We start from the raw sequence: 24,499 nt of genomic DNA on the forward strand, positions 1-24,499 counted from the left end.
TCGTGAAAGTACACCGCATGCCGCCACCGCTGCCAGAAGAGATACAACGCCACCTGGATGTGTTTGTCGCCGCCGCGCACAGCGCGTTTGGCGACGACCTTGCCGCCGCCGTGCTGTTTGGCTCGGCCGCCGATGGCCAGGTGCGCGCCACCTCCGACGTCAACCTGCTGTTGCTGCTCAAGCGCTTTACGCCGCAGGCGGCCGATACATTGCGCGGGCCCTTGCGCCTGGCGCACGCCGCCATCGATTTGCAGGTGATGTTCCTGCTCGACAGCGAATTGACGCAGGCCGCCGACGCCTTCGCCGTCAAGTTCGCCGACATCATCGCGCGCCACAAGGTGCTGCACGGCCTAGACCCTTTCGCCAGCCTGCACACCAGCCGCGACGCCGTGCTGCGCCGGCTGCGGCAAGTGCTGCTCAACCAGCAGGTGCGCATGCGCGAACGGTATATGCTATTGAGCCTGAATGAGGAACAGCTGGCCGGCGCCATCGCCGACGCAGCCGGTCCGCTGCGTGCGGCGGCGGCCTCGCTGGCGCAGCTGGAGGGCAAGTCCGCGCTGTCCGGCAAGCAGGCGCTCGAAGCGTTTGTCGACCAGCTGGGCGACCCTGCCCTGCACTCCGCCTTGCAAGCCATGTCGGCGGCGCGCGAAACGGCGCGCCTGGCGCCGGGGCAAGCGCTGCCCGCCTTTACGGGCTTGATGACGATTACCGGACACTTGCGCGAACACGCGGAGCACATGCGGTGAACGGCTTCAATCCCTTTGACTGGAGCGGGCCATGGTTCCTGCTGGCCTACCTGATCTTCGGCGTGCTCGTGTACTACCTCGCGCGCGAGCTGCTGATACGCCAGGAGCTGCGCAATCCGCATGCCAAGCTGTCGCTGGCCGATGATCCCTACCGCATCGCCTTCTTGCGCGGCGGCGCCCTCGAAGCCGTGAAAATTGCCGCCATCGTGCTGGTCGACCGCGGCTTGCTGCGCGCCGATGGCCCGCTGCTGGAAACGGCCAGCGCCGACAGCCTGCGCTTCGCCAATCACGACATCGAACGCGACGTACTGCGGCTGTATCTGGGCCGCCAGGGCCACAGCAGGGAACTGGCCGAGCAGGCAGACATGCTGCCATCGTGCCGCGCCTACCTGGACTCCTTGAAATGGCAGGAATTGCTGGTCGGACCGCGGCTGCTGCGCCGGCGCGAACGCATCACCGGGGCCGCGCGCTACCTGCTGCTGACGGTGGCCGCCGTCAAGGCCGTCATCGCCATCAGCCGCCAGCACTACAACCTGCTGTTCCTGGCCCTGCTGCTGGTGATATTCCTGCTCATGCTGCGCGGCTTGCGCACCCAGGCGACCAGCTGGAGCGCACAGCGGCTGCTGACCGACTTGCGCATGCTGTTTGGCCGCCTGAACATGCGCTCGTCGCGCCTGAACCCAGGCAGCAGCAGCGCCGACATGGCACTGCTGGCCGCCATCTTCGGCCTCGGCGCCCTGCCCGTGTCCGTGTACGCCTATGTCGCCGAGCTGTACCCGGTACCCCGAAAAAACACGGGCGGCGACTCCTCGTCCAGCAGCTCGGGCGACTCGTCATCGGGCGGTGGCGACGGTGGAGGCTCTTCCGGCGGCTGTGGCGGTTGCGGCGGTGGTGGCGGCTGTGGCAGCTGACAAGAGTCCGGCACGCGACCGCGTCGGCCTGGGCTGGCGCGGCGAACTCGCTTCCGGCATCCTGTCCAACCTGGCGCACATCGACGTGCTGGAAGTGATCGCCGACGACTATTACCGCGCCTCGCGCGCCGGCATCGACGCCTTGCGCAGCCTGGCGCGCCAGGTGCCGGTCAGCCTGCACGGCGTGGGCATGGGCCTGGCGTCGACGATACCGGCCGACCCGCGCCGCCTGCATGCGATGGCGCGCCTGATGCACGAGGTGCAAGCCGAGTCGTGGTCAGAGCACCTGAGTTTTGTGCGCGCCGGCGGCGTGGAAATCGGCCACCTGGCAGCGCCGCCGCGCACGCCGCACAGCGCCGCCGGCGCCATCGCCAATATCGCGCTGGCCACGCGCATCGTCGGCAGCGCGCCGCTGATGGAAAACATCGCCACCCTGGTGCAGCCGCCCGCCAGCACGCTGGACGAAGCCGCATGGCTGGCGCAGATCATCCACGGCGCGCAAGTGCCGCTGCTGCTCGACCTGCACAACCTGTATGCGAATGCCGTCAATTTTGGCGAGGCACCGGAGGAACTGCTGCTGCGCTTGCCGCTGGACAGGGTTGGCGCCGTGCACCTGAGCGGCGGCCACTGGATCGACGCGCCGGGCGGCGGCCAGCGCCTGCTGGACGACCATCTGCACGACGTGCCGCCCGCCGTCTTCGCCCTGTTGACCGTGCTGGCGCGCCAGGCGCCCCAGCCCCTGACGGTGATCGTCGAACGCGACGGCAATTACCCATCGTTCGAGCATGTGCTGGACCAGCTGGAGCTGGCGCGCGCGGCCTTGCGCGCGGGGCGAAACGCATGAGTTCCCCCGCACTGGAAACCTATTTGGCAAGGCTGTACACGGACGACGCCCTGCGTGCAGCCTTCCTGCGCGAGCCCCGTGCGCAAGCCTTGCTACAGGGCTTGTCGCCGCAGGAAGTCGATGCCATGGCATCGATGGACCACATCGGCCTGCAGATGGCGGCGGCCAGCTATCGTGCCAAGCGGGCCGGACGCGCCGAACAGGGCGGCCAGCCCAGGCCGGCGCAGCGCTGGTGGCGCCGGCTGCTGGCTGCCTGGACCTGACGGCCTACAAGTGCCACAGCCGCAGCGGCAGCAGCCCCCACCAGGCCAGCACCAGCAGCAGCTGCAAGGCCGCCAGCAAGGCCACCCAATCCCATTTCGCCCACGAGCCCGCCTCGGCCGCCGTGCCGCGGCTGCGCCAGCAGCGCGCCAGGCCGAACGCCGTCGCCAGCGGCAGCGCGCCTGTCGCCAGTGCCAGCAGCACGCTGGCGATGGTGACGTCGCCCAGGCGCAGGTAGGACTGGAAATAGAAAAACGGCAGCGGCAAGAGCAGCGCCAGCAGCGACAGCAAGGGCGCGAACAGATGGTCGCCCCGTCCCAGGCTGCGCCGCGCAGCGCGCCACACGCCCACCACCAGCACATACAGCAAGCCGGCAGCACCCAGGGCCAGGCTGCCCCACAGCACCAGCATGCGCAGCATCGATGCGCGCTCATAGCTGCGCAAGCCGTCGCTGAGCACATGCTTGCCATCCTCTTGCATCAGCACGTGCGACGGCGTGCTGCGGTCGCTGGCGCGGAACAGCAAGCCGCCCACCGGTTCCAGTTCCTTAGGCTCGCCCTGGAACGGGATCAGAAACAGCGACTCGCCATCCCATTTCAGGCGCGTAAAGCCAAAGACGGCATCGACCCAGGCCATGCTGGCCATGGGGCTGGGCGACGGCACGTACACGCCCTGCCAGTTTTCCACCGTGGGCGCGGGCGTGCCGCGCGGGGCCGGCGCGCGCAGCGGCAGCTCCAGATCGCGCAGCAGCAGGCGGTTGAAGCGTTCATAGTCGGCCTGCTCCGCATCCGTATTGAAGGCCACGAAGAAGGCGCTGTTCTGCTCCGGATAGATGCACAGCATGGCGCGGAAACCCACGGCCGTGCCAGGATGGCAGGCGCCCACCACATTGTGGCGGTCGCGCACGGCAAGCGCCAGGCCGTGGCCCGTTGCCAGGCCCGCCTGCGCCGCGTCCGTGCCGGCCGGTTCGGACAAGGCGCCCATCAGTGCCATGTCGATGAATTGCTTGTCCTGCAGCTTGCCGTCGCCCATGAGGAATTGCGCCAGCTTGCCCATGTCGGCCGCCGTGGTGGTAAATTGCGCGGCCGGACGTAGGTATTGGGGCACGGCCGGCTGCGCCACGCCATGCTCGAAGTGGCCCATGGCCAGGCGCGGGTCGGCATGCGCTCCCGCCTGCGTGCTCATTTGCGTGACGAAGGCAAACGTGCTGTCCGCCATGCCCAGCGGCTGCAACAGCTGCGCATCGAGGTAACGCTCGTACGGCTGGCCCGTGACTTTCTCGATCACCATGCCCAGCAAGCCATAGCCCATGTTCGAATACGCGTAGCGGCTGCCGGGCCGCGCGCGCACGCGCAGCAGATTGCGGCCGCCGTCAAACGCCTCGGCCAGCGGCATGTCCGGCGCCGGGTTCAGGCTGAACGCCTGCCAGAAGCGCACGTTATCGAGGCCGGACGTGTGCGCCAGCAGGTGGCGGATGCGCACGGGATCGCTGGCTTGCCACGGGTTTTTCAGCGCCAGTTCCGGCAGCACCTGTTGCAGGGGCGTGTCGAGCGTGAGCCGGTCTTCGCTGACCAGGCGCAAGATGCCCAGCGCCAGCGCCACCTTGCCCACGGAGCCCACCTGCATGCGCGTGTCCGCCTGCATGGGTATTTGCTTGGCAGCATCGCGCAAGCCGGACGCGCCAACTTTGACTGTTCCGTCGGGCAAAACTTCACTCCAGACAGCGCCTGCCAGGCCCTCTTCCTTCAAGCCGGCGGCAAACTCCGCTTCCAGGGGGGCGGCGGCGTGGGCCACGCTGGCGCACAGCAGCAAGGCCGGCAAGGCCTGGCGCAGCCATGACCTGGCGCGCGCGGCCAGGGTGGGATAACGATCTCGTTTCAACAATGTATTCTGCCTTTTTGCATGGACTGCGCTCCCGTGCCGCTTTGCTTGTTACAATTAAAAATTGAGCAACGACGGGAGCTTTCATGTCACAAGATATTATTTTGGATACCCAACTCCAGCAGACCAAGAACCTGGCCTGGTGGTTGTACCTGATACATGGCGCCAGCTTTGTGTTTTCGCTGGGCGCGTTTTCCTTCATTCCGCTCATCATCAATTATGTGAAGCGGGACGAGGCGGCCGGGACCTTCGTGCACAGCCATCACAGCTGGATGATCCGTTCCTTCTGGTGGTACGCGGCCTGGATCGTCGTCGGCGCCATCCTGTGGATCACGCTGATCGGCATTCCGCTGGCACTCATCGTGTGGGGCGTGGCCTGGCTGTGGAAAGCCTACCGCTTGCTGCGCGGCTTCCTCGACCTGAACAACAACAAGCCCGTGCCCATGTAAAAGGTGCTTCGCGGCAAGCCAACGGCTTGCCGCTGCCTACATCGCCGCGAACGCCCGTTCGATATCGGCGATCAGATCCTGCGGATCTTCCAGTCCCACGTTCAGGCGCACCAGCTGGCCCGGCAACTTCCAACCCTTGCGCATGGCCGCGATGCGGTACGGCATCACCAGACTGTTTGCGCCACCCCAGCTGTAGCCAATCTTGAACAACTGCAAGGCATCGACGAAGCGGTCCGTCTGCGCCTCCGTGTAGCGGGCATCGAACAGCACGGAAAACAGGCCGCCCGCGCCCGTGAAGTCGCGCCGCCAGATGGCGTGGCCGGGGCAATCCTCGAAAGCCGGATGCAGCACCGTGGCAATTTCGCTACGTCCCTTGAGCCAGGCGGCCACCGTGCGCGCGCCCGCATCGTGGGCGTCGAAGCGCAGTTTCATGGTGGGCAAGCCGCGCAGCAGCAGGTAGGCGTCGTCCGCCCCCACGCCCATGCCCAGACGCATGTGCGCCTGCGCCAGGCGGTCGTGCAGCGCCCGCTCGCGCGTGATGAGCGCGCCCATCAGCACATCGGAGCCGCCCGACTGGTATTTCGTCAGCGCCTGCATGATGATGTCCACGCCCAGCTCAAAGCCGCGCAGGGCCAGGCCGGCCGACCAGGTGTTGTCCAACGCTACCAGCACGCCGCGCGCGTGGGCGGCCGCGCAGATGGCAGGCAAGTCCGGCACTTCCATCGTCACGGAACCGGGCGCTTCCGTCCAGATGAGCTTGGTATTCTCCTGGATCAAGCCGGCGATGCCGGCGCCGATGAGCGGATCGTAATAGCGGGCCGTGATGCCGAAGTCCTGCGACAGCCAGCGTCCCAGTTCGCGGTTCGGGTTGTAGATATTTTCCGGCAACAAGACGTCGTCGCCCGTTTTCAGCAGGGCAAAGTCCGCCATGGCGATGGCCGCCAGGCCCGACGGCGCCAGCAGGCAATATTTGCCCCCTTCGATCTCGGCCAGCCGCGCTTCCAGCGTGAAGGTGGTGGGTGTGCCGTGCAAGCCGTAGGTATAGGCATTCTTCTCTTTCCAGTCGCCCGAGCGCATGGCCGCCACATCCTTGAACAGCACGGTCGATGCGTGATGTATGGCGTTGGGAAACGCGGCAAAGCCTTGCGGCGCCTGGTAATCGCTGTGGATCAGCGCGGTTTGCGGAGATTTGGGTGTGGTCATGGTGTCGGCAAATAAAAAAACGGACTGCAATAATTGCGATCCGCCTTGATTGTAAGGGCTTTGCTCAGAAACCGCCGTACAACTGGTGTCAGGCGCATGGTGAATGAAAGAATAAATCCGATAGTGGCTTAATATTAATCATGTATTATTTGCATGCTTTATTTTTAATATTTTGAATTTATACATTTCAATCTGAAGGGATACTCCATGTTGAGAAATGCAGTACTGGCTTGCGCCCTGGCCGCGGCCACGACGACGGCGCTGGCCGCTCCGGCCACGCCTTACCTGGTCAATTTTTCCTATACCGGTTTTTATGATGACTTGAACGGCGGCGCATGGAACCCCGACTTGCGACTGGAAGGAAGCTTTAATGTCAACAATGCCAATGGCGACAATATCATCACGAAAAACGAAGCCTACAACCTGGTGTTCAATGGACAGAACTACTACCACGACTGCAACAATGGCAATATCTACATGCGCTGCGGCGTCAATGTACTGGAGTATTCGGCTGAAGGCGGCTTGAAGATTTCAGCGTATTTCACCGGCAGCTATCCCGATACCATCGATTTTGGCACCTTGAAGACGGGCGACTCTTTCGCCTACACCTATTACCATCCTTTCGATCCCGGTTCGAACAGCATCCGCGTACGCTGGTCGCCCGACACCAGGCTGACGATCAGTCCCGTGCTGCTCCCCGTACCCGAACCTGAAACCTATGCCATGCTGATGCTGGGCCTGGCCGGAATCAGCTGGATGCGGCGCCGGCGCCGCGCCATTTAACACACGAAAAAAAAGAGGGACCGCCAACTGGCGATCCCTCTTTGCAGAACAACATCAACGCGATCGGTCAACCAAGACAGCGTTACTCTGCAGCACCCCACAGGTCATGCGCATCTGCGGACGTAATTGTGACATCGACGAACTGGCCGACCGCCAGCTTGCGGTGCGGCTCGAATGGCGGCTTGACGTACACGACGCCATCGATTTCCGGCGCGTCGGCGGACGAACGGCCCACGCCGCCGGAGCGGGTGACTTCATCGATCAGCACGCGCACGGTCTTGCCGACCTTGGCTTGCAGGCGTTTTTTCGAGATTTCTTCCTGCAGCAGCATCACGCGGCCGCGGCGCTCTTCGCGCAGCTCTTCCGGCACGGGGTTGGCGATGGCGTTGGCGGTCGCGCCTTCGACAGGCGAATAGGCGAAACAGCCGAGGCGGTCGATCTGCGCTTCCTTGAGGAAGTCCAGCAAGTACTCGAATTCCGCTTCCGTTTCGCCTGGGAAACCGGCGATGAAGGTCGAGCGTATCGTCAGGTCCGGATTGATGGCGCGCCAGGCCTGGATGCGGTCGAGGTTTTTCTCGCCGCTGGCCGGACGCTTCATGCGCTTCAATACGTCAGGATGCGCATGCTGCATCGGAATGTCGAGGTAAGGCAGGATGTGGCCGCCGCTCATCATCGGAATGATCTGGTCCACGTGCGGGTATGGATACACATAGTGCAGGCGCACCCAGGCGCCGTAGGTCTTGGCCAGTTCGCCCAGCGCTTCCGTCAGTTGCGTCATGTGGGTTTTCACGGGACGGCCATTCCAGAAGCCGGAGCGGAATTTCACATCCACACCATACGCCGAGGTGTCTTGCGAAATGACCAGCAATTCCTTGACGCCGGCCTTGAACAAGTTTTCCGCTTCGATCATCAGTTCGCCGATCGGACGCGAGACGAGATCGCCGCGCATCGATGGGATGATGCAGAAGCTGCAACGGTGGTTGCAGCCTTCGGAAATTTTCAGGTAGGCATAGTGCTTCGGCGTCAGCTTGACGCCTTGCGGCGGCACCAGGTCGAGGAATGGCGCATGCGGTTTCGGCAGGTGAAAGTGGACGGAATCCATCACTTCGGCCAGCGCGTGCGGGCCCGTGACGGACAGCACTTTCGGGTGCACCTTCATGATGATGTCGTCGCCGGCAGCATCTTTCTTGGCGCCCAGGCAACCGGTCACGATCACTTTGCCGTTTTCAGCCAGCGCTTCGCCGATGGCGTCGAGCGACTCTTGCACGGCAGCATCGATAAAACCGCAGGTGTTGACGATCACCAGATCGGCGCCAGCGTAGGATTTCGCCGTTTCGTAGCCTTCGGCGCGCAGTTGGGTCAGGATTTGTTCGGAGTCGACCAGCGCTTTCGGGCAGCCGAGCGAGACAAAGCCCACTTTCGGCGCCGCACCTGGCATGGCCAGCATGGCCTCGGGCTGGGCGGAAGGAACGGGAATACGGTGAATTTCAGACATAGTTGGCAGCTAGAAAATGGTGAGGCGAATCGGCTATTGTACCCCGAGCCGCCCCTTGCTGTCAGCGCGGACTCCTTTTGCTGGCGCATCTGCAACGCTTCCACCGCAACTATGCTCCGGTCACTGCCATCAGGTCAGTGCTTGAAGCAGGTTCCGCCACGCATCACCGGTATCAAGAAATTAAAAAATAATGCCACAAAGAAACTAATGACTGGCATATAATTGTTTTTTAAAAAACTAAATGAGTCCCATGTCCTTTTCCATTTCCAATCTGAAAGCGCGGCGCCTGGCTGTCGCGGCTTGCGGTTTGAGCGCATTGCTGCTGAACGGCTGCGCCGTCAACACCTCGGTGGTTGATCCACTGAAAATGCAAGCACAATCGGGAGAAACCCCGGTGGCGGTCAGCATCACGTCGAATACCAAAGATATTTACGGTTTCAATATGATCAAGTTACGCCGTGTCGTGGCGGGGGAGCAGCGCAGTGATTTCAAGCTGGTTTCCGAAAACCTGGTGATGAAAAAGGTCGACAGCGCGATGGCAGGCGATACGTCCCTGTTCCTTGGCGCCCTGCCGCCTGGCGAGTATGAGTTTGTCGAATTAATCGATACCCGTGCCAACAAGCTCTTGCATGTGTACTCGACCATCGTGGGAAGCTTCAAGATCGAAGCGGGCAAATCGACGGATCTGGGCCGGCTGATTGTGACACGCGGCAATTTCGGCGTGCAATACGGCCGTAGCGCCCAGGTGGCATCGAATGCGGAATTGATCCGGCGCTTTGCCCCTGACTACAACGCCATGTTCGGCGCTGCTGCCGCTCCTGGCTGGAGCACGCCACGCCACGCCCAGGACGATGTCGAGCAATTTGCCCGCGCCCACCCGGCCGGGGCCGAGTGCACCACCGAAATGCCCGATGGCCGGGTGGCTGCCGCCAGCCGCATGGGTGCCGTCCTGATGCGCTCGACGCAAGGGCTATGGAGCATCCTCAATGCGCCATCGGTTGAGTCGCTGTCCTGCGTGTTTCCTGTCGACCTGCCCAATGCCGAATTGATTGCGGTAGGCGAATCCGGTTCCCTGCTCCGCAAGGCGCGTGACAGTGAGCAGCTGTCACCTGTCGATACAGGCAACCTACCGCCCGGCAATCTGCTGCGCATCGGGGGCAACCCCAGGGATGGCTGGTACCTGATGCATCGCAAGGGAGACGAGTTGAACATTTTCCATGCGAACCAACTGGACGCTGGCGACTGGCGATCCGTGTACCACGCCACCTTGCCCGGATCCTGGCTGCATGGCCCGGGCTTGCTCTGGACGTGGCAAGACGCGGGCCGCATCGGCTATGCGCTGGAAAGCGGCTTGATCGGCGAACTCGATTACAGCACGGGCAAGTTGACCGAACGCTTTAGTCCGCACAAGAAAAACCTGACGCAATTTACCCATCAACCGAATGGGACGGAAAGCGTTCTGGTAGCGGCTGGCTTGGCGGGAAGATTTCCCGACGCCTATATTTCACGGGATCGCGGCCAGAACTGGAAGACGATCGTTTCGCCGTTCAAAGTCCTGATGTCGCCCGTGGCGCCGCTCAATGACGGCAGATTGCTGATGGAAGCGGGCATGTATAACGAGGGCGCACTGCTGGTCAGCAGCGACGATGGTCAAACCTGGGGGCCGTATGCACCATATACATTGCGTCAGACGCCAATGATTTTCCCTTCCGGCCTTGCGCTCAATATCCAGGAAGATTTCAAGGGTCGCGTCAGCATTTACAGTTCCATGGACAATGCCAAAACATGGAAGCTCGAGCATTCAAACCAGGACCTGCTCTCCACGCTGCAACAACTGAAGCAATAGCATGCAGCATCGGCAGCCGCCGGCATGACATCCGCAAAGCACAACGGCACAGGAATTCCTGTGCCGTTGTGTGGACCGCATGGACTGCGGCTTACTTTTTGTCCGTCGGCGGCACTGGCGGCACGAACGGGAAGGTGCCGAACAGATTCTTGCTCTGGCTTTGCATCTGTTCCTGCATCTGCACGAACAGGCTCTTGCTCTGGTCGATGTAGTTGTTCATCATGCCTTGCATCATCGGACCCTGGACATTCATGAACTGGGTCCACATTTCCGGGCTGAATGGCTTGCCTTCGAAACTGCCGGCCGACGTGCCCGTGAATTTGTGCTGGATATCGGTGAACGCTTGCACGTTCTTTTCCAGGTAGGATCCCATCATGCCCTGCATGGCGTGGCCATAGTAGCGGATGATCTGCGACAGCACGCTGCTCGAGAACATGGGCGCGCCATTCGCTTCCTCTTCCAAAATGATTTGCAGCAAGATGCTGCGCGTCAAATCTTCATTGGATTTGGCATCGACGACGGTAAACACCTCATTGTCCAACACCAGCTGCTTGACGTCCGTCAAGGTGATGTAGGAACTGGTTTGCGTGTCATACAGACGGCGGTTGGGATATTTTTTAATCAGGCGGTCTATACTTTTTTTTGCACTACTCATCACAAGTTCCACTTATTGCGCCGCAGCGCATACTGAGTTAATCCGAAAAAAAAGCGAACGTGGGTCCGCTTTCGCACCTGCCTACGTTTTCCATTATAGAGTGGAAAACGGCTCCATTGCACATCAGGGTAGTAGATTCCCGCATTTATTGCAACGCAACTAAAAGTAGATTCCTGACAAGACCGGAGATTACGCCGGTCTTGCCAGGCCAGAAGCTTTTGTAAACTAGTCCGCCCTGACTTTAACATACCGCCCCGGCGCCGGCTCGATTGCCGCGTGGCGTTTGTTGCCCGGCTTGCCAGGCGCCTTCACCTGCGTGCCGCCGTGTTCGGCCAGGAAGGCCGCCCATTCAGGCCACCAGCTACCCACGTGCTCTGTCGCGCCTTCCATCCACTGCTCGGCAGTCAAGGGCTTGGCTTTCGCCGTGCGGACGCCTTTGCCTGCGTCATTGCTCCAGTAGCTGCGTTTTTTCTTCGAGGCAGGATTGATCACGCCGGCGATGTGGCCCGAAGCGCCGAGGATGAAGCGGTTGGCTTTCGGTTTTTTCGGGTTCAGCACGGCCGTACTGGCATACGCCGCGCCCCAGGGCACGATATGGTCTTCGCGCGAACCGTAGATGAAAGCGGGCGCGTCGATACTGCTCAGGTCGACCTTTTCCCCGGCCACCGTCAGCTTGCCCGGCACTTTCAAGCTGTTTTCCAGGTAAGTGTTGCGCAGATACCAGCAGAACATGGGGCCAGGCAAGCCGGTGCCATCGCCATTCCAGTACAGCAAGTCAAACGCGGGCGGCTCCTTGCCCTTCAGATAATTCGACTGCACATAGTTCCACACGAGGTCGTTCGGTCGCAGGCTGGAGAAAGTGCTGCCCAAGTCGCGGCCCGACATCAGGCCGCCCTTGGCCAGGGTTTGCTCGCGCAGCGCCACCTGCGGCTCATCGATAAAGACGTCGAGCGCGCCCGTGTCGCAGAAATCGAGGAAGGTGGTCAACAGGGTCAGGCTGGCGGCCGGATTCTCGTCCCGCGCCTTGAGCACGGCCAGCGCCGTCGAGACAATGGTACCGCCGACGCAAAAGCCGAACATGTTGAGCTTGTCCTGGCCGCTGATTTCCTGCGTGACCTTGATGGCTTCGATCACGCCTTGCTCGACGTAATCGTCCCACGTCAGGTGCTGCATGCTCATGTCCGGATTGCGCCAGGACATCAGGAACACGGTATTGCCCTGCTCCACCGCATAGCGCACGAGCGAGTTTTCCGGCTGCAAGTCAAGGATATAGAATTTATTGATGCATGGCGGCACCATCAGCAGCGGCCGCTGGTGTACCGTGGGGGTGCTTGGCGTGTACTGGATCAGCTGGAACAAGGCATTTTCAAACACCACTGTGCCCGGCGTGGTGGCCACGTTGCGGCCCACTTCAAAGGCCGATTCGTCGGACTGCGAGATGCGGCCCTTGCCCATATCGGCCAGCATATTGCTCAAGCCCTTGGCCAGGCTTTCACCCTTGGTCTCGATCAGGGTTTGCTGGGCGTCGGGATTGGTAGCGAGAAAATTGGCGGGCGACATGGCGTCGACAATTTGCTGCACGGCAAACGCAATCTTTTGCTTCTGGTGCGGCGTCGCTTCCACGGCGTCGGCCATGGCGCTGAGAAACTCGGCGTTCAGCAAATAGGCAGCCGCATTGAAGGCCGACAGGGGGCTGGCGTGCCAGGCGGGCGCGGAGAAACGGCGGTCTTTCAATTCCGGCGCCTTGCCGGCCATAAAGTCGGCCCACAAGCCCGTCAGCTTGGCCACGTAGGCATTTTTCAGTTGCTCGATCGCTTCCGGCTTGATGCTGGCGCCCGCATCCTGCAAAATGCCGGCAATCGGATTGCCCTGGGGCTGCGGTACCATGTTGAACCACGTCTTCCACTGTTCAGGATTGCTGATCTGCGCCATCCATTCCTTGGTCATCATTTGAGGATCGGGCATGTTCATAGCTATATAAATCCATTCAAGAATTGATAAATAATTACTTCCGGGCCACCTGCATGCAAACTCTTACTGACTGCCAATACCAATGATGCTCATGACCGCTGTTGCCTGGATCTATGTCGTCGGCCTCATGGCGCTGACGGAACCGTCCATCGTCGCCGGGGTGATGACCTTCGTGCTGTACTGCGTCATCCCGCTGTCCATCCTATTCTATCTGACGGGCTCAAGGAGACGCAAACGCAAGGCGGCGCGCATCGCGGAACTGCAGGCCCGCGCGCTGGCCTCAGCAGACGATAAAACAAAAACGGCAGACACATAAGTGTCTGCCGTGCAGATTATTTGCGCCAGATCAAGCTGGCCTGTCGTCCCGTGACGCCATCGCGCCGGTACGAGTAAAACTGCGCCGCATCGCTGACGGTGCAATATTCCCCGCCCGCCACTTGCGCCACGCCATCGCGCAGCAGCATGGTGCGCGCCAGCGCATAGATGTCGGCCAGGTACTTGTCCGGCTTGCCAGCGATGGCGACGAAGGCGGAGCTCAATACTTGCCGCTCGACATCATCGCGCGCGCCGTCGCGGAACGCTTGCAGCACGTCGTGTCCCACTTCGAATTGCTGCGGACCAATCGCCGGCCCCAGCCAGGCAAGGATATCCGTCGCGCCATGCGCCCGCATGCTGTCCACCGTGCGCTGCAAGACGCCGTTGGCCAGGCCGCGCCAGCCCGCGTGAGCCGCACCGACGACGAGGCCATCCGTCGAGCAGAACAGCACCGGCAGGCAATCGGCCGTCATCACGACGCACACGGCGCCAGGCTGCGTGGCGATGCTGGCGTCGGCATCGGGCACGCAACCGTCCAGCTTCCCGGCATCGGCCACGGCCACGCCATGCACCTGCGACAGCCAGGCCGGCTGCGCTGGCAAGACGGTCACCAGCCGCGCGCGGTTGGCCAGCACATGCGCAGGATCATCGCCCACGTGCGTGCCCAGGTTCAAGCCGCCACCGCCCTGCCCGTCACCATACGGACCCTGGCTGACGCCGCCCGCGCGCACGGTCGCCAGCGCGCCCACGTTCGCGGGCAAGCCTGGCCAATGGGGAGTGATATAAGGCAAGGCAGCCGTCATCAGACCTGTTCCGGCTCGGGAATGCCGGCGGTGGCGATCAGCTGAGCGAAATCATCGGCCAGCGGCACGATCCACTCGCACGCTTCCAGGGTGCCCGGATGCACGAGGCCCAGGCGACGCGCCTGCAGTGCCTGGCGCGAGAAGACGGACACCAGGTGCTGCTTGCCGTACACGTAGTCACCGACCAGCGCAAAACCCAGGTGCTGCATGTGCACGCGGATCTGGTGCGTGCGGCCTGTTTCCAGGCGACATTGCATCAGGCTCACGGGACGGCGGTCGAGTTCGCCGCTGCCGATCAATTCATAGTGCGTGATGGCGGGCTTGGCGGTGAAATTCTCCGAGACAGCCATCTTGACGCGGTCGCGCGGGTGGCGCGCGATGGAGGCATCGATGGTGCCCGCCATTTTCGGCGTGCCCCACACGAGCGCGAAATACTCGCGCTTGACGGTGCGCGCCTGCAACTGGCGCACCAGGTCCGTTTGCGAAGCGAGGGTCTTGCCGACGACCATCAGGCCGCTGGTATCCTTGTCCAGACGGTGCACGATGCCGGCGCGCGGCACGCCAGCCAGCTGCGGGCAGTGGTGCAGCAGGCCGTTGAGCAAGGTGCCCGACCAGTTGCCGGGCCCCGGATGAACGACCAGTCCGGCCGGTTTGTTGATGACGATGATATGCTCATCTTCGTGCACGATGTTCAATTCCATCGCTTCCGGCTTAAAAGCCTCGTCTTCCGGCGCGCTTTGCGGCAGAATGACGATCTTCTCGTCGCCATAGGCGGTCATGTTGCGTTTGGCAACTTTTCCATCGACGGTCACGAAACCGGCTTCCAGCCACAATTGCAAGCGGCTGCGCGAGTATTGCGGCACCAGCTGGGCGATGACTTTATCGAGGCGGTGGCCGCAGGCGTCCGGCGTCAGTTCCAATGTAATCGGGGCCATTTCCTCGAAGACGTCGTCAGCGGCAAAATCGCCGTCAAACGCCTCTTCGGCAGCATGGTCAGAAAGGGAGTCAAACGCGGGGTCAGCCAAATTAGGCTTCGGAGTTAATATCACAGCATTCCCATCGGCTATAATCAGCCTATTGTAAAATCTTGGTTAAAACCTTCTTGCAAAACGTCATGCAAAAAAAATTATCGTTGGTAGTCGCTTCAGTCGTTCTGCTCGGCATGTCCGCTTGCAGCTTGTTGCCTGAAAAAGTGGATGAGACCAAAAACTGGTCCGTTACGAAATTATACTCGGAGGCGCGTGAAGAAATGGCCGGGCAGCACTATGAAGCTGCAATCGGCCTGTTCCAGAAGCTGGAGGCTAACTATCCTTTCGGCAACTATGCTCTGCAAGCGCAGATGGAGATCGCTTACGCGTATTATAAGTCGGGAGACCAGGCGCAGGCACTGGCTGCCGTCGAACGCTTCATCAAGTTGCATCCGAACCACGCCAATGTAGACTATATGTACTACTTGCGTGGCCTGATCAGCTTTAACGACCAGATCAGCTTCCTGAACTTCCTGTACGAGCAAGACCCGACCGAGCGCGACCCGAAAGCTACGCGCGAAGCGTTTGCGGCGTTCAAGCAACTGGTCGACAAGTTCCCAAATAGCAAATACGCGCCCGATTCGCTGGCCCGCATGAACTATTTGATCGATGCCATGGCGAAATACGAAGTGCACGTGGCGCGCTATTACTTCCGCCGCGGCGCCTACCTGGCCGCCGCCAACCGCGCGCAAACGACGGTCAGCGACTTCCGTGCCTCGCCGGCCATCGAAGAAGCGCTGTTCATCATGTACCGCTCGTATGACAAGCTGGGCTTGACCGACTTGCGCGACGATGCCTTGCGCGTGCTGACCAAGAACTACCCGAACACGGCATTCCTCAGCCCGGAAGGGGTGAACAAGGAACGCAAGTGGTGGAAATTCTGGCAGTAAGCTGCAATAAAAAACCGGGCTAGCCCGGTTTTTTTACTTATTCGCCAACCTTGCGCCGGAACACCCAGCTCGTATCGTTCGACGCTTCCGGCACGAAACCATAGCCATCGACATCGAATTGCTTCAGCTGCTGCGGGTCGCGGATCTGGTTGACTGCCGCATAGCGGGCCAACATGCCGCGCGCGCGCTTGGCGTAGAACGAGATGATTTTATACTTGCCGTTCTTCCAGTCCTCGAACACGGGCGCGATGACGGGCACGTCCAGCTGGCGCGGCTTGACGGATTTGAAATATTCTTCGGAAGCGAGATTGACCAGCACTTTCGCCCCCTGCTCCCTGGCCGTGCGGTTCAGTCCATTGGTGATGGTGTCGCCCCAGAACGCGTACAAATCCTTGCCGCGCGCGGTCGACAGGCGCGTGCCCATTTCCAGGCGGTGCGGGTGGATCAGGTCCAGCGGGCGCAGCAAGCCGTATAGGCCTGACAGGATGCGCACGCGCGACTGGGCATAGTCGAGCTGGGCCGGCTGCAGGCTGCGGGCCTCGAAACCGGCATACACGTCGCCATTGAAAGCCATGATGGCCTGGCGCGCTTCCGCCAGCTTGGGCGTCCAGGAAGCGTAGCGGGCCACATTCAAGGCGGACAAGGCGTCGGAAATGCCCATCAGGCTGCCCACTTCGGCAGGCGAGAACTGGCGCATGCGCTCGATCAGCTGGGCGGAATGGTCGAGAAAATCGGGGGTGCTGTGCAACGAGGTTGTTGGCGGCGTCTCCAGGTCGAGACTCTTGGCGGGCGAAAGCACGATCAACATAAATTATCACTACAGAATAGAATTGCCGACATGATACCTGCTCCACAAAAACTCGTCCTCGACACCAACGTTTGCCTCGACCTGTTCGTCTTCAACGACCCGCGCTGGGCGCCCCTGCTGGCAGCCATGGAAAGCGGCGCCGTGCACGCCATCACGCGCGAAGATTGCCGCGCGGAATATCTTGTCGTGTTGCACTACAAGCATCTGCCGCTCGACGAAGCCAGCCGCGCCGTCGCGGCCGCCCGCTTCGACGCGCATATCACCGTCGTGGCGCCGCCCGTCTCCGGCGTGCGCCTGCCCGTCTGCACGGACAAGGATGACCAGAAATTCCTCGAACTGGCGCGCGACGCCAACGCCGACATCCTCATCACCAAGGACAAGGCCCTGCTGAAACTGGCCCGCAAGACGGCCAAGGCCGGCATGTTCAAGATCATGGTGCCGGAAGGCTGGGCATTGCCAGGCTGAGGCGCCAAAGCCCCACACGCAACGGGGCGCGCTGCGCTAGAATGGGGAACGATTCCACTTTCCGCACCGCGACCCTACCGTTCATGAACAGCCCGTCCCTGCCCTACCCGACTCCCGCCCTGACCACCCGCCTGCCTCTCGTGGGCACCACCGTGTTTACCCGCATGTCCAGCCTGGCGGCCCAGCATGGCGCCGTCAACCTGGGCCAGGGCTTCCCCGATTTCGATTGCGCCCCAAAACTGGTCGACCTCGTCAACGACGCCATGCGCGCCGGCCACAACCAGTATCCGATGATGACGGGCGCCGCGCCCCTGCGCGAAGCCATTGCCGCGAAGATCGCCAGCTTGTACGGCCACAGCTATGACGCAGGCACGGAAATCACCGTCACGGCCGGCGCCACGCAGGCGCTCACCACGGCCATCCTGTGCTGCGTGCACCCGGGCGATGAAGTCATCGTCATCGAACCGGCCTACGACAGCTATCTGCCCGCCATCGCGCTGGCCGGCGGCGTGCCCGTGCTGGTGTCGATGCAGGTGGGCGAAGAGGGCTACAGCATGCCGTGGGACAAGCTGGCCGCCGCCGTCAGCAGCAAGACGCGTTTGATCATCATCAACACGCCGCACAATCCGACGGGCACGATTTTGCGCCCTGCCGATGTGGCCGCGCTGGCCGACATCGTGCGCGGCACACAAATTTTGATCCTGTCCGACGAAGTGTATGAGCACATGGTGTACGACGGCGTGCCGCATGCGTCGCTCTCGCGCAACCCGGAACTGGCGGCGCGCAGCTTCATCGTTTCCAGCTTTGGCAAGACGTATCACGTGACGGGCTGGAAGGTCGGCTATGTGGCGGCCCCGGCCGCCTTGACGGCGGAGTTTCGCAAGGTGCACCAGTACAACGTCTTTACCGTCAACACGCCGATGCAGCACGGCTTGGCCGCCTACATGGCGGACCCGCAGCCCTACCTGGACTTGCCCGCGTTTTATCAGCACAAGCGCGACCTGTTCCGCGACGGCCTGGCGGGCAGTCGCTTCAGCCTGCTGCCGGCCGACGGCACGTATTTCCAGTGCGTGCGCTACGATGCTATTTCGCAAGAGACCGAAGCGCAGTTCGCCGAATGGCTGACGGCGGAAATCAAGGTGGCCGCCATTCCCGTGTCCGCGTTTTATGCGCAGGGCAAGGAATCGGGCATCGTGCGCTTCTGCTTTGCCAAGAAAGACGAGACCTTGCGCCTGGCGCTGGAGCGCCTGCGCAGCATTTAATGTAAATACGGCACTGCTGCGCTGCGGCGCAGAGAATGACTGAGGAACAACAACATGGTACAGCGTCGCATCGGCCCGGCCGACCTGGTTCCCGGCGAACCCCTGCCCTGGGATCTGTTTCTCGCCGACCATAGTGCCGGCCCGCAACTGCGCAAGGGGCAGATCATCACGGATGGCGCACAGCTGGGGCGGCTAATGCAGTTGGGCCTGTATGTGGGCACGCCGGATCAGCCTTCCGTCTTGCGCCAGCTCAACGAGGCGGCGCAGCGCCTGGAACGCTTGCTGTTGGCCTTGCGCAGCGAAAACAATGCCGAGCGCGACGTGCGCGACATCGCCCGCGAACTGCTGCGCGCGCTGGAACACGATGCCGATATCGCCCTGGCCAGCATCCTCCTCAACCAGATCGCCGGCAGCTACGCCGTGCGCCACTGCATCGAAACGGCCTTGCTGGCCATGCTGGTGGGCCGCAGCATGCACAAGTCCCACGATGAACTGCTGTTGATCGGCGCGGCCGCGCTGACGATGAACGTGGGCATGCTGCGCCACCACGACAGTTTCCAGGACCGGCGCGGCCCCCTGAATGACGATGAAATGCGCATCGTGCGCCAGCACCCGCAGGAAAGCGCGGAATTGCTGCGCTGCGCCGGCGTCGATGACGAGGAATGGCTGAGCTGCGTGCTCCTGCACCATGAAAACGACGATGGCAGCGGCTACCCGCAGGGGCGCACGGCCGATGAAATCCTGCAAAATGCCAAGCTGATCGGCCTGGCCGACCGCTATTGCGCCCGCGTCTCGGCGCGCAACTACCGCCGTTCCATCGTGCCCGACCAGGCGCTGCAGCATATCTTCCTCGACCAGGGCATGCCCATCGACGCGCTGCTGGGCGAACAGTTCGTCAACCTGCTGGGCAAGTATCCGCCCGGCACCCTGGTGCGCCTGCGCAGCGGCGAGCTGGGAGTGGTGACGCAACGGGGCGCCGGCCACGTGCATCCGCTCAGCGACCCGATGGGCGCGCCGCTGGCCCCCGCCGAGCTGGCACAACTGTCTCCCCGCGACACGGCCGACAGCCGTTACGCCATCGTGTCATCACTGCACGAGGACGATGCCGGCCTACATTTCAGCATGCGGCATGTGTGGGGGGACGAGGCGAGGTTGTAGGCTGGCCGGGCAACGCCGGGCGCCAGGCACGGGGCACTTCACGGTTTCGGCGGGCGGATGCCCGTGTACTGTGCGCTGACCAGCAGCCATTGCTTGTCGACAAGCCGAGCGACATAACCGGCGCGCAGGGCGAAGCTGCGGGCGGTCCCATCCTGGTTGAGACGGTAGGACAGGCGCGCCGAGATGAGCGCCGTATCGCCAAACAGGCGCACCACCGGTTCATCGACCTGGAGCTGTGGACTCGGCCGCTTCTGCTCCGGCGCATAGAAGGCGAGCATTTTTTCACGCCCGTCCACCTCGCCTACCGGCGATATTTCCACATAATTCTCCGCCGTGATGGCGTTCAAGGCCACTTGATCAAAGTTACTCTGCGCCTGCGCATGGCGCTGCACCAAGGCGACCAGTTCGGCATCGGCGGGAGCCGCGTGCGCGCTGCCGATCACGCCCAAGGCGCCCAGCAAACAAGTGGAGAGGACATGTGGAAGGGTCAATTTCATGCGTATTCATCCTGGTCGAGGTCATTGAGAAGCATCCGTTGCCTGCCGCGGCAATATCGGACACTCGCTGGCGGGCGGCGCATCGCGAGAAAGCCCACCGTATGCTATCCCCTTGCCCTTTTCTCGCGCCGGCCATTGCGACAAAGCGCTTGAATCGGGGGTTGAAACGCCATTTCGCCGGCCCGGGATGCGCATGGCGATGCCCTCAGATACGCCCGCAAGCCATGCCTCAGTTCGCGCCCGCAGGAGCGTCCAGCAACTTCTGTTGCAGATCAAGGTTAAGCGCCCACTGCTCTTCCACCGGAATGGCGCGCCGCGAGCTGGTCTTGAGGGAACCTTCTTGCGTCCACAGAAATGGATAAAAATTCAGGCAAAGGTCGCCGGGCAAGGGCAATTCGTCAAATTCCTGCGCATCGCCCGACTGCCGGCCGTAAAACTGCCGCAACTGGCGAGTAAAAGCCCATTCGACGAACGCCGTGTAGCCGATCTCCAGCGCTTCCCATGCCAGTGTCTCGGGCGCGAGGTAATACATCTTGCCCTGGTCGGCCCCGAGCGCGCCGCCGTTGATGGCAAAAAAGCCGCCGAGCACGTCGTCGGCCACCAACAGAAAGCCCTCGGCCTTTCCTTCGTTCCACGTAACAATGTTCCGGCCCAGCTTGTCATGGCCGGACCCCAATATCCGTAGCCAGCCGTCATCCACCAGGATGCCGCCGGTTTCGTAGGCGATCGCGCCGAGGGGTGAACGCGTGGTGACTTGCAGGCTCAGCAGCACATCTTCCCTGCCGGCCGAGGGCGGCAGCAATTCCACCGGGATGTCGGCCTCGCTGGCCCATTGCCTGATCAGCGGAAACGCCGGGTCTTCACTATCCAATAATTCATTCAATGTACGCATGTCAGCTGACCTTATCGATGACCGCTTCCGGCGGTCGGAGTATGCATGGCGGCGCTGGCGCTGTCTGGCGGGCGGCGCCCTGCACCCTTCATTTTGCGGACGTCAAATACGCCCGCAATCCATGCGTGAGCACGAAAGGAAACACGCTCGCGTGATCTTCATCCGCGAAGACGCGCAAGCGCGTCTTCAGGCCGGGGAACTTGCGCGATGTCAACTTCCCGTCGAACTCGCGCAAGTCGGCCACCATGTCAGCGTCCTCTTCCGAACGCGAACGCTTCTTGCCCGCCGCCAGCTTTTCCAGGCCGCCGATGCCAAAGAATACGGACGCGGGCAAGTCCTTGTGGCTGGCGGCATACGCCTGTTCGCGGTCGAACATGACGCCGGCGTCGTACCACAGCGACGGACTGCCGAGAATGTAGTGCTCGAAGGTGCGCGGTTCCGTCAGCAGGAATTGCAGGCCCAGCAGGCTGCCGTAAGAATGGCCGATGAAGACCTTGCGCTGCATGTTGACGCGATACTGTTGCGCAATAAACGGAAACACCTCGCCCGAGATGAACTGGCCATACGCCTTCGCTTCGCCGAACGCCGGTTGCCGCCCCGGCATATCCGAGCGGTAATCATGCTTGCGCGGCGTGGTGGGTGTGTAGTCGCGGCGGCGGCTGTACACCCCGCCTTCGCCGTTGGCGTACGACAAGCCGACCACGATGACTTCCTCCATCCCCGCATGCTTGTTCAGGCGCTGCGCGATATTGCGCACGATGGCAAACGAATAATTGGCATCGACGACAAACAGCACCGGATAGCGTTTATTCCCCTGCCGATAGGAATCGGGCAAGGCGACATACAGCTGATAATCGCGTTTCAGGGCTTGCGCACGGATATCGCGCACTTCCGTATTGTCCAGAACGTAGCTGGCAGGCGCGCTGGCGGGCGCGGCAAGTGCGCTGTTGCACAGGCAGCAGAACGCAAAGAGCAGGCTAAAAGATTTCAAATGGGCTTCCTTCCTTATCACAGTAAGCATGCGACAGCCACATGAATGTCGCAGGGAATTTCGCAGGCGAGGTCGGCAACAATACCGTCAAAACTCGCCCGGTATGACCAGGTCTCGCGGTAACGAAACAGGCACGGTCGCCAGCAACGCCGGTGGGATACATTGTGCGGCTTGCCGCTCATCTTCCGCCAGGCATTGATAGTTGACGATGAAATGCGCGACATGGCTCAGATACTGCTCGATCAGATGACGATACGGTTCACTGACACGTTCCGGCTTCAATGCCAGCAGCACCCCGTATGCGCGCTGAAGGAAGATTGGGATCATGTAATAGTTCTTGCTCAAGAAAAGTCCCGTTACCTGATTGACGTAGCCCACCAAGGCATAAGTCGGACTGGCCATGCGATAACACTGATCCGGGCAAAGGCGAGGCGAATTGATATGCTCTTGGTATCGCTTGATTTCCTGACGGGCGTCTTTCGCACCTTCGCGTTCATTTCGCACGGCGTTTCCTTTCATGCCTGTTCATGAGCAATATCTGCGACATGCAGGGGATGAAACGAGATAAGGTCGCCGTATCTGGCCGCCGGATGCTGCGGATCATTCTCGATGGTGCCGGTGTACCAGCCTTCCCCTTCATCGATACCCGTCACTAGCACCCACATTCTTTCGCACTGGCCATCTTCGCGCGCACCATCTTCGGCGGCGAAGCGAAAAACCAGTTTCACGCACGAACCGATAGCCAGTTGCTCGCGCACTTCCACAGGCGGAGGCTTGATATCTGTCAAATACTGGGCAAGCCAGATGGCGTCTTCCAGGTAATAGCCATGCTCCGAAAACGAGGGAAACGGATTGTCCTTGAAACGCTCCCAGCTTCCTGCGCCTGCATTCCATTGCGCGCTCCAGCCATAGGGCAAGTCATGCAGGCGCGCCAGCACATCATCGCGACCTATCATGTATGCCAAACTGACGATTTTGACGGAGCTCGATACTGTTGCGCCTGGCTCGCCGTGAAATTGCCAATCCCCTTCGTAATCATGGGACACATGCACGACGGGAGCACCATTCAATACCTCCGTGGTCGTGAAGCAGGCAGTATTGGGGGCATCGGAGAATTTCCAGGCAGTGGTCATCTTGTTTGCGGGATCATCCGCCTCAGTCATGTGCTACAGATCCATCCCCCCAGCCTACGATGTCGCTTGCGGGGGAGATGTATGTGGTGCGCTCGGCTAGCGCTTACTTGGTGCCAACCGCCGTCAGCTGCACCAGTTTGCGCTCGACAAACGCCTGCAACTGGGGAGATAAAGTTTGCAAGCCCTTGGCGCGCTCGAACGCTTGGCGCGCCTGGGCCGGGTGGTTGTCGGCTTGCAAGGCGATGCCGAGCCCCATCCACCAGACGCTGTTGTCGGGCGCCGTCTGCAGGGCCTGCTGGTAGTGCTCGGACGCTTCACGGTAGCGCTGTTCGCGCTGCAGCACGCCGGCCAGGAAGGCGCGGTACTCGCCGCTGTCGCTGGCGTACGGCAGGCTGCGCATGAGGGTGTCGAGGGCCGCCGCGCCGCCGCTGGTCTTGTCCAGCTGCAAACGGGCCAGCATCATGGCTTGCGCCGGCTGTTTCGGGTCCAGCGCCAGGCTCAGCTGCAGCTGGCGGGCCGCCTCGTCCGGGCGCTGCGCTTCGAGCAGCAGGCGCACCAGGGTTTCGCGCGCGCCCTGGTGGCGCGGGTCCATCTGCAGGGTCTGCTGCAAGGCCAGCATGGCGTCGGAAACGCGGCCATCCTGCAACTGGGCCAGCGCGCGCCGGTATTCGTTCTCCACGCGCTGCTGCGCGGTGACTTGCTTGCCGTCGATGATGCGTTCGCTGGCAGCGGGCAATGCCGTCCTTACCATGGGCGCGGCGGCGGGCTTGGCAGCTTTTTCCACGACGCGGCGCAATTCGGCGGGCCGCGCCTTGCTCGGCGCGGGGGCGGCTTCCTCGGCCAGGAACACGGGCTCGGGTTCCGCCGCCGCGACGGGCACGGGCACGAGCGCGGGCGCAGGCGCGGGAGCAACGGCGGCAGGCGCCGGCGCCGGCGCCGGCACGGGAGCCGACACAGGAGCCAAAACAGGCGTGCTGGCCACGCTGACCAGCACGGGCGGCACGGCCGGACGCTTCAGGTAAACCCAGCCCAGGGCGATGGCGGCGGCCGTCAGGCCGGCAGCGCCGCCGAAGACCAGCGCGCGCGACACGCCCCGCTCGCGTTCGGGCACGGAGCGGATGCCGGCCGCGTCGCCGCGTCCATCGGGAGTGCCGCGGGCATCGAGGTCTTGCAACATCTTGTTAATCAGGCTCATCTACAGGCTCATCTTCG

General features: G+C 62.0%; 26 protein-coding genes. 12 read left to right on the top strand and 14 right to left on the bottom strand.

The window, feature by feature from the left end:
* Nucleotides 1–17 precede the first annotated feature (17 nt).
* The 4 genes from CSQ92_RS29550 to CSQ92_RS09445 are packed head-to-tail and all read left to right on the top strand — an operon-like array spanning nucleotide 18 to nucleotide 2,764.
* Entirely contained in the window at nucleotides 18–746 is a 729-nt protein-coding gene (locus CSQ92_RS29550) for a nucleotidyltransferase domain-containing protein (RefSeq protein WP_139144156.1), read from the top strand.
* Nucleotides 743–1,657 (top strand): TIGR04222 domain-containing membrane protein, encoded by a 915-nt coding sequence (locus tag CSQ92_RS29020; protein WP_099393959.1) that lies wholly within the window; start codon nucleotides 743–745, stop codon nucleotides 1,655–1,657. Before CSQ92_RS29550 ends, CSQ92_RS29020 begins: the two co-directional genes overlap by 4 nt.
* Nucleotides 1,647–2,501, top strand: coding sequence for a DUF692 domain-containing protein (locus CSQ92_RS09440; protein ID WP_180276977.1), 855 nt, complete (start codon nucleotides 1,647–1,649; stop codon nucleotides 2,499–2,501). The genes CSQ92_RS29020 and CSQ92_RS09440 overlap by 11 nt, the downstream gene beginning before the upstream one ends.
* Nucleotides 2,498–2,764, top strand: a complete 267-nt coding sequence (locus CSQ92_RS09445) for a hypothetical protein (RefSeq protein ID WP_092605444.1) — start codon at nucleotides 2,498–2,500, stop codon at nucleotides 2,762–2,764. Before CSQ92_RS09440 ends, CSQ92_RS09445 begins: the two co-directional genes overlap by 4 nt.
* A 4-nt stretch (nucleotides 2,765–2,768) precedes the next feature.
* Here CSQ92_RS09445 and CSQ92_RS09450 read toward each other — a convergent pair whose 3' ends face one another.
* Nucleotides 2,769–4,643, bottom strand: a complete 1,875-nt coding sequence (locus CSQ92_RS09450) for a serine hydrolase domain-containing protein (protein WP_180276978.1) — start codon at nucleotides 4,641–4,643, stop codon at nucleotides 2,769–2,771.
* Between the two features lie 86 nt (nucleotides 4,644–4,729).
* Here CSQ92_RS09450 and CSQ92_RS09455 point away from each other — a divergent pair, with 86 nt between their 5' ends.
* A complete protein-coding gene (locus tag CSQ92_RS09455) occupies nucleotides 4,730–5,092 on the top strand; it encodes a DUF4870 family protein (protein WP_070256844.1) in 363 nt (120 codons plus the stop codon).
* Between the two features lie 36 nt (nucleotides 5,093–5,128).
* On the opposite strand, the gene CSQ92_RS09460 is transcribed toward CSQ92_RS09455, so the two are convergent.
* The gene (locus tag CSQ92_RS09460; protein WP_092606878.1) at nucleotides 5,129–6,295 is read right to left on the bottom strand and encodes a cystathionine beta-lyase; all 1,167 of its coding nucleotides are present in this window, start codon (nucleotides 6,293–6,295) and stop codon (nucleotides 5,129–5,131) included.
* Between the two features lie 207 nt (nucleotides 6,296–6,502).
* Here CSQ92_RS09460 and CSQ92_RS09465 point away from each other — a divergent pair, with 207 nt between their 5' ends.
* A complete protein-coding gene (locus tag CSQ92_RS09465) occupies nucleotides 6,503–7,078 on the top strand; it encodes a PEP-CTERM sorting domain-containing protein (RefSeq protein WP_099393961.1) in 576 nt (191 codons plus the stop codon).
* Between the two features lie 82 nt (nucleotides 7,079–7,160).
* Here the strand turns inward: CSQ92_RS09465 and rimO are convergent, their stop codons facing one another.
* The gene (rimO, locus tag CSQ92_RS09470) at nucleotides 7,161–8,516 is read right to left on the bottom strand and encodes a 30S ribosomal protein S12 methylthiotransferase RimO (RefSeq protein ID WP_175444794.1); all 1,356 of its coding nucleotides are present in this window, start codon (nucleotides 8,514–8,516) and stop codon (nucleotides 7,161–7,163) included.
* Between the two features lie 307 nt (nucleotides 8,517–8,823).
* On the opposite strand from rimO, the gene CSQ92_RS09475 reads away from it, so the two are divergent.
* Nucleotides 8,824–10,419, top strand: a complete 1,596-nt coding sequence (locus tag CSQ92_RS09475; RefSeq protein WP_099393962.1) for a hypothetical protein — start codon at nucleotides 8,824–8,826, stop codon at nucleotides 10,417–10,419.
* Between the two features lie 91 nt (nucleotides 10,420–10,510).
* Here CSQ92_RS09475 and phaR read toward each other — a convergent pair whose 3' ends face one another.
* Entirely contained in the window at nucleotides 10,511–11,074 is a 564-nt protein-coding gene (phaR, locus tag CSQ92_RS09480) for a polyhydroxyalkanoate synthesis repressor PhaR (protein WP_010399000.1), read from the bottom strand.
* 225 nt (nucleotides 11,075–11,299) lie between these two features.
* Complete coding sequence (phaC, locus tag CSQ92_RS09485) at nucleotides 11,300–13,045, bottom strand: class I poly(R)-hydroxyalkanoic acid synthase (protein ID WP_180276979.1); 1,746 nt, start codon at nucleotides 13,043–13,045, stop codon at nucleotides 11,300–11,302.
* 91 nt (nucleotides 13,046–13,136) lie between these two features.
* Between phaC and CSQ92_RS09490 the strand changes: the two genes are divergently transcribed.
* Complete coding sequence (locus CSQ92_RS09490; RefSeq protein WP_306508607.1) at nucleotides 13,137–13,361, top strand: hypothetical protein; 225 nt, start codon at nucleotides 13,137–13,139, stop codon at nucleotides 13,359–13,361.
* 16 nt (nucleotides 13,362–13,377) lie between these two features.
* Here the strand turns inward: CSQ92_RS09490 and pgeF are convergent, their stop codons facing one another.
* A complete protein-coding gene (pgeF, locus tag CSQ92_RS09495) occupies nucleotides 13,378–14,163 on the bottom strand; it encodes a peptidoglycan editing factor PgeF (protein ID WP_099393963.1) in 786 nt (261 codons plus the stop codon).
* Complete coding sequence (locus CSQ92_RS09500; RefSeq protein ID WP_034781141.1) at nucleotides 14,163–15,188, bottom strand: RluA family pseudouridine synthase; 1,026 nt, start codon at nucleotides 15,186–15,188, stop codon at nucleotides 14,163–14,165. The genes pgeF and CSQ92_RS09500 overlap by 1 nt, the downstream gene beginning before the upstream one ends.
* Nucleotides 15,189–15,277: 89 nt before the next feature.
* Between CSQ92_RS09500 and CSQ92_RS09505 the strand changes: the two genes are divergently transcribed.
* Nucleotides 15,278–16,081 carry an outer membrane protein assembly factor BamD gene (locus tag CSQ92_RS09505; protein ID WP_034781139.1) on the top strand — a complete coding sequence of 268 codons (804 nt, stop codon included), beginning with the start codon at nucleotides 15,278–15,280 and terminating at the stop codon, nucleotides 16,079–16,081.
* A 37-nt stretch (nucleotides 16,082–16,118) separates the two neighbouring features.
* Here CSQ92_RS09505 and yaaA read toward each other — a convergent pair whose 3' ends face one another.
* Nucleotides 16,119–16,889: a peroxide stress protein YaaA gene (gene yaaA / locus CSQ92_RS09510; protein ID WP_070281999.1), complete on the bottom strand. Its 771-nt coding sequence runs from the start codon at nucleotides 16,887–16,889 to the stop codon at nucleotides 16,119–16,121.
* 30 nt (nucleotides 16,890–16,919) lie between these two features.
* Here yaaA and CSQ92_RS09515 point away from each other — a divergent pair, with 30 nt between their 5' ends.
* From CSQ92_RS09515 to CSQ92_RS09525, 3 genes are all read left to right on the top strand, one after another.
* Nucleotides 16,920–17,354 (top strand): putative toxin-antitoxin system toxin component, PIN family, encoded by a 435-nt coding sequence (locus CSQ92_RS09515; protein WP_070281998.1) that lies wholly within the window; start codon nucleotides 16,920–16,922, stop codon nucleotides 17,352–17,354.
* Nucleotides 17,355–17,437: 83 nt separating this feature from the next.
* On the top strand, nucleotides 17,438–18,616 hold the full coding sequence (locus tag CSQ92_RS09520; RefSeq protein ID WP_099393964.1) for a pyridoxal phosphate-dependent aminotransferase: 1,179 nt from the start codon (nucleotides 17,438–17,440) through the stop codon (nucleotides 18,614–18,616).
* A gap of 54 nt (nucleotides 18,617–18,670) precedes the next feature.
* Complete coding sequence (locus tag CSQ92_RS09525) at nucleotides 18,671–19,774, top strand: HD-GYP domain-containing protein (protein ID WP_099393965.1); 1,104 nt, start codon at nucleotides 18,671–18,673, stop codon at nucleotides 19,772–19,774.
* Between the two features lie 38 nt (nucleotides 19,775–19,812).
* Here the strand turns inward: CSQ92_RS09525 and CSQ92_RS09530 are convergent, their stop codons facing one another.
* The 6 genes from CSQ92_RS09530 to CSQ92_RS09555 form a co-directional block, all read right to left on the bottom strand.
* Nucleotides 19,813–20,271, bottom strand: coding sequence for a nuclear transport factor 2 family protein (locus tag CSQ92_RS09530; RefSeq protein ID WP_099393966.1), 459 nt, complete (start codon nucleotides 20,269–20,271; stop codon nucleotides 19,813–19,815).
* A gap of 229 nt (nucleotides 20,272–20,500) precedes the next feature.
* Nucleotides 20,501–21,163 carry a DUF2625 family protein gene (locus tag CSQ92_RS09535; RefSeq protein ID WP_099393967.1) on the bottom strand — a complete coding sequence of 221 codons (663 nt, stop codon included), beginning with the start codon at nucleotides 21,161–21,163 and terminating at the stop codon, nucleotides 20,501–20,503.
* Nucleotides 21,164–21,251: 88 nt separating this feature from the next.
* Nucleotides 21,252–22,154, bottom strand: a complete 903-nt coding sequence (locus CSQ92_RS09540) for an alpha/beta hydrolase (protein ID WP_257219178.1) — start codon at nucleotides 22,152–22,154, stop codon at nucleotides 21,252–21,254.
* A gap of 87 nt (nucleotides 22,155–22,241) precedes the next feature.
* Nucleotides 22,242–22,673, bottom strand: coding sequence for a hypothetical protein (locus CSQ92_RS09545; RefSeq protein WP_034781121.1), 432 nt, complete (start codon nucleotides 22,671–22,673; stop codon nucleotides 22,242–22,244).
* Complete coding sequence (locus tag CSQ92_RS09550; protein ID WP_143450321.1) at nucleotides 22,670–23,317, bottom strand: hypothetical protein; 648 nt, start codon at nucleotides 23,315–23,317, stop codon at nucleotides 22,670–22,672. The genes CSQ92_RS09545 and CSQ92_RS09550 overlap by 4 nt, the downstream gene beginning before the upstream one ends.
* A 73-nt stretch (nucleotides 23,318–23,390) precedes the next feature.
* Entirely contained in the window at nucleotides 23,391–24,482 is a 1,092-nt protein-coding gene (locus CSQ92_RS09555; protein WP_257219179.1) for a tetratricopeptide repeat protein, read from the bottom strand.
* Nucleotides 24,483–24,499: the final 17 nt, after the last annotated feature.

This window comes from Janthinobacterium sp. BJB446 (assembly GCF_002735655.1).
GTDB lineage: Bacteria > Pseudomonadota > Gammaproteobacteria > Burkholderiales > Burkholderiaceae_D > Janthinobacterium > Janthinobacterium lividum.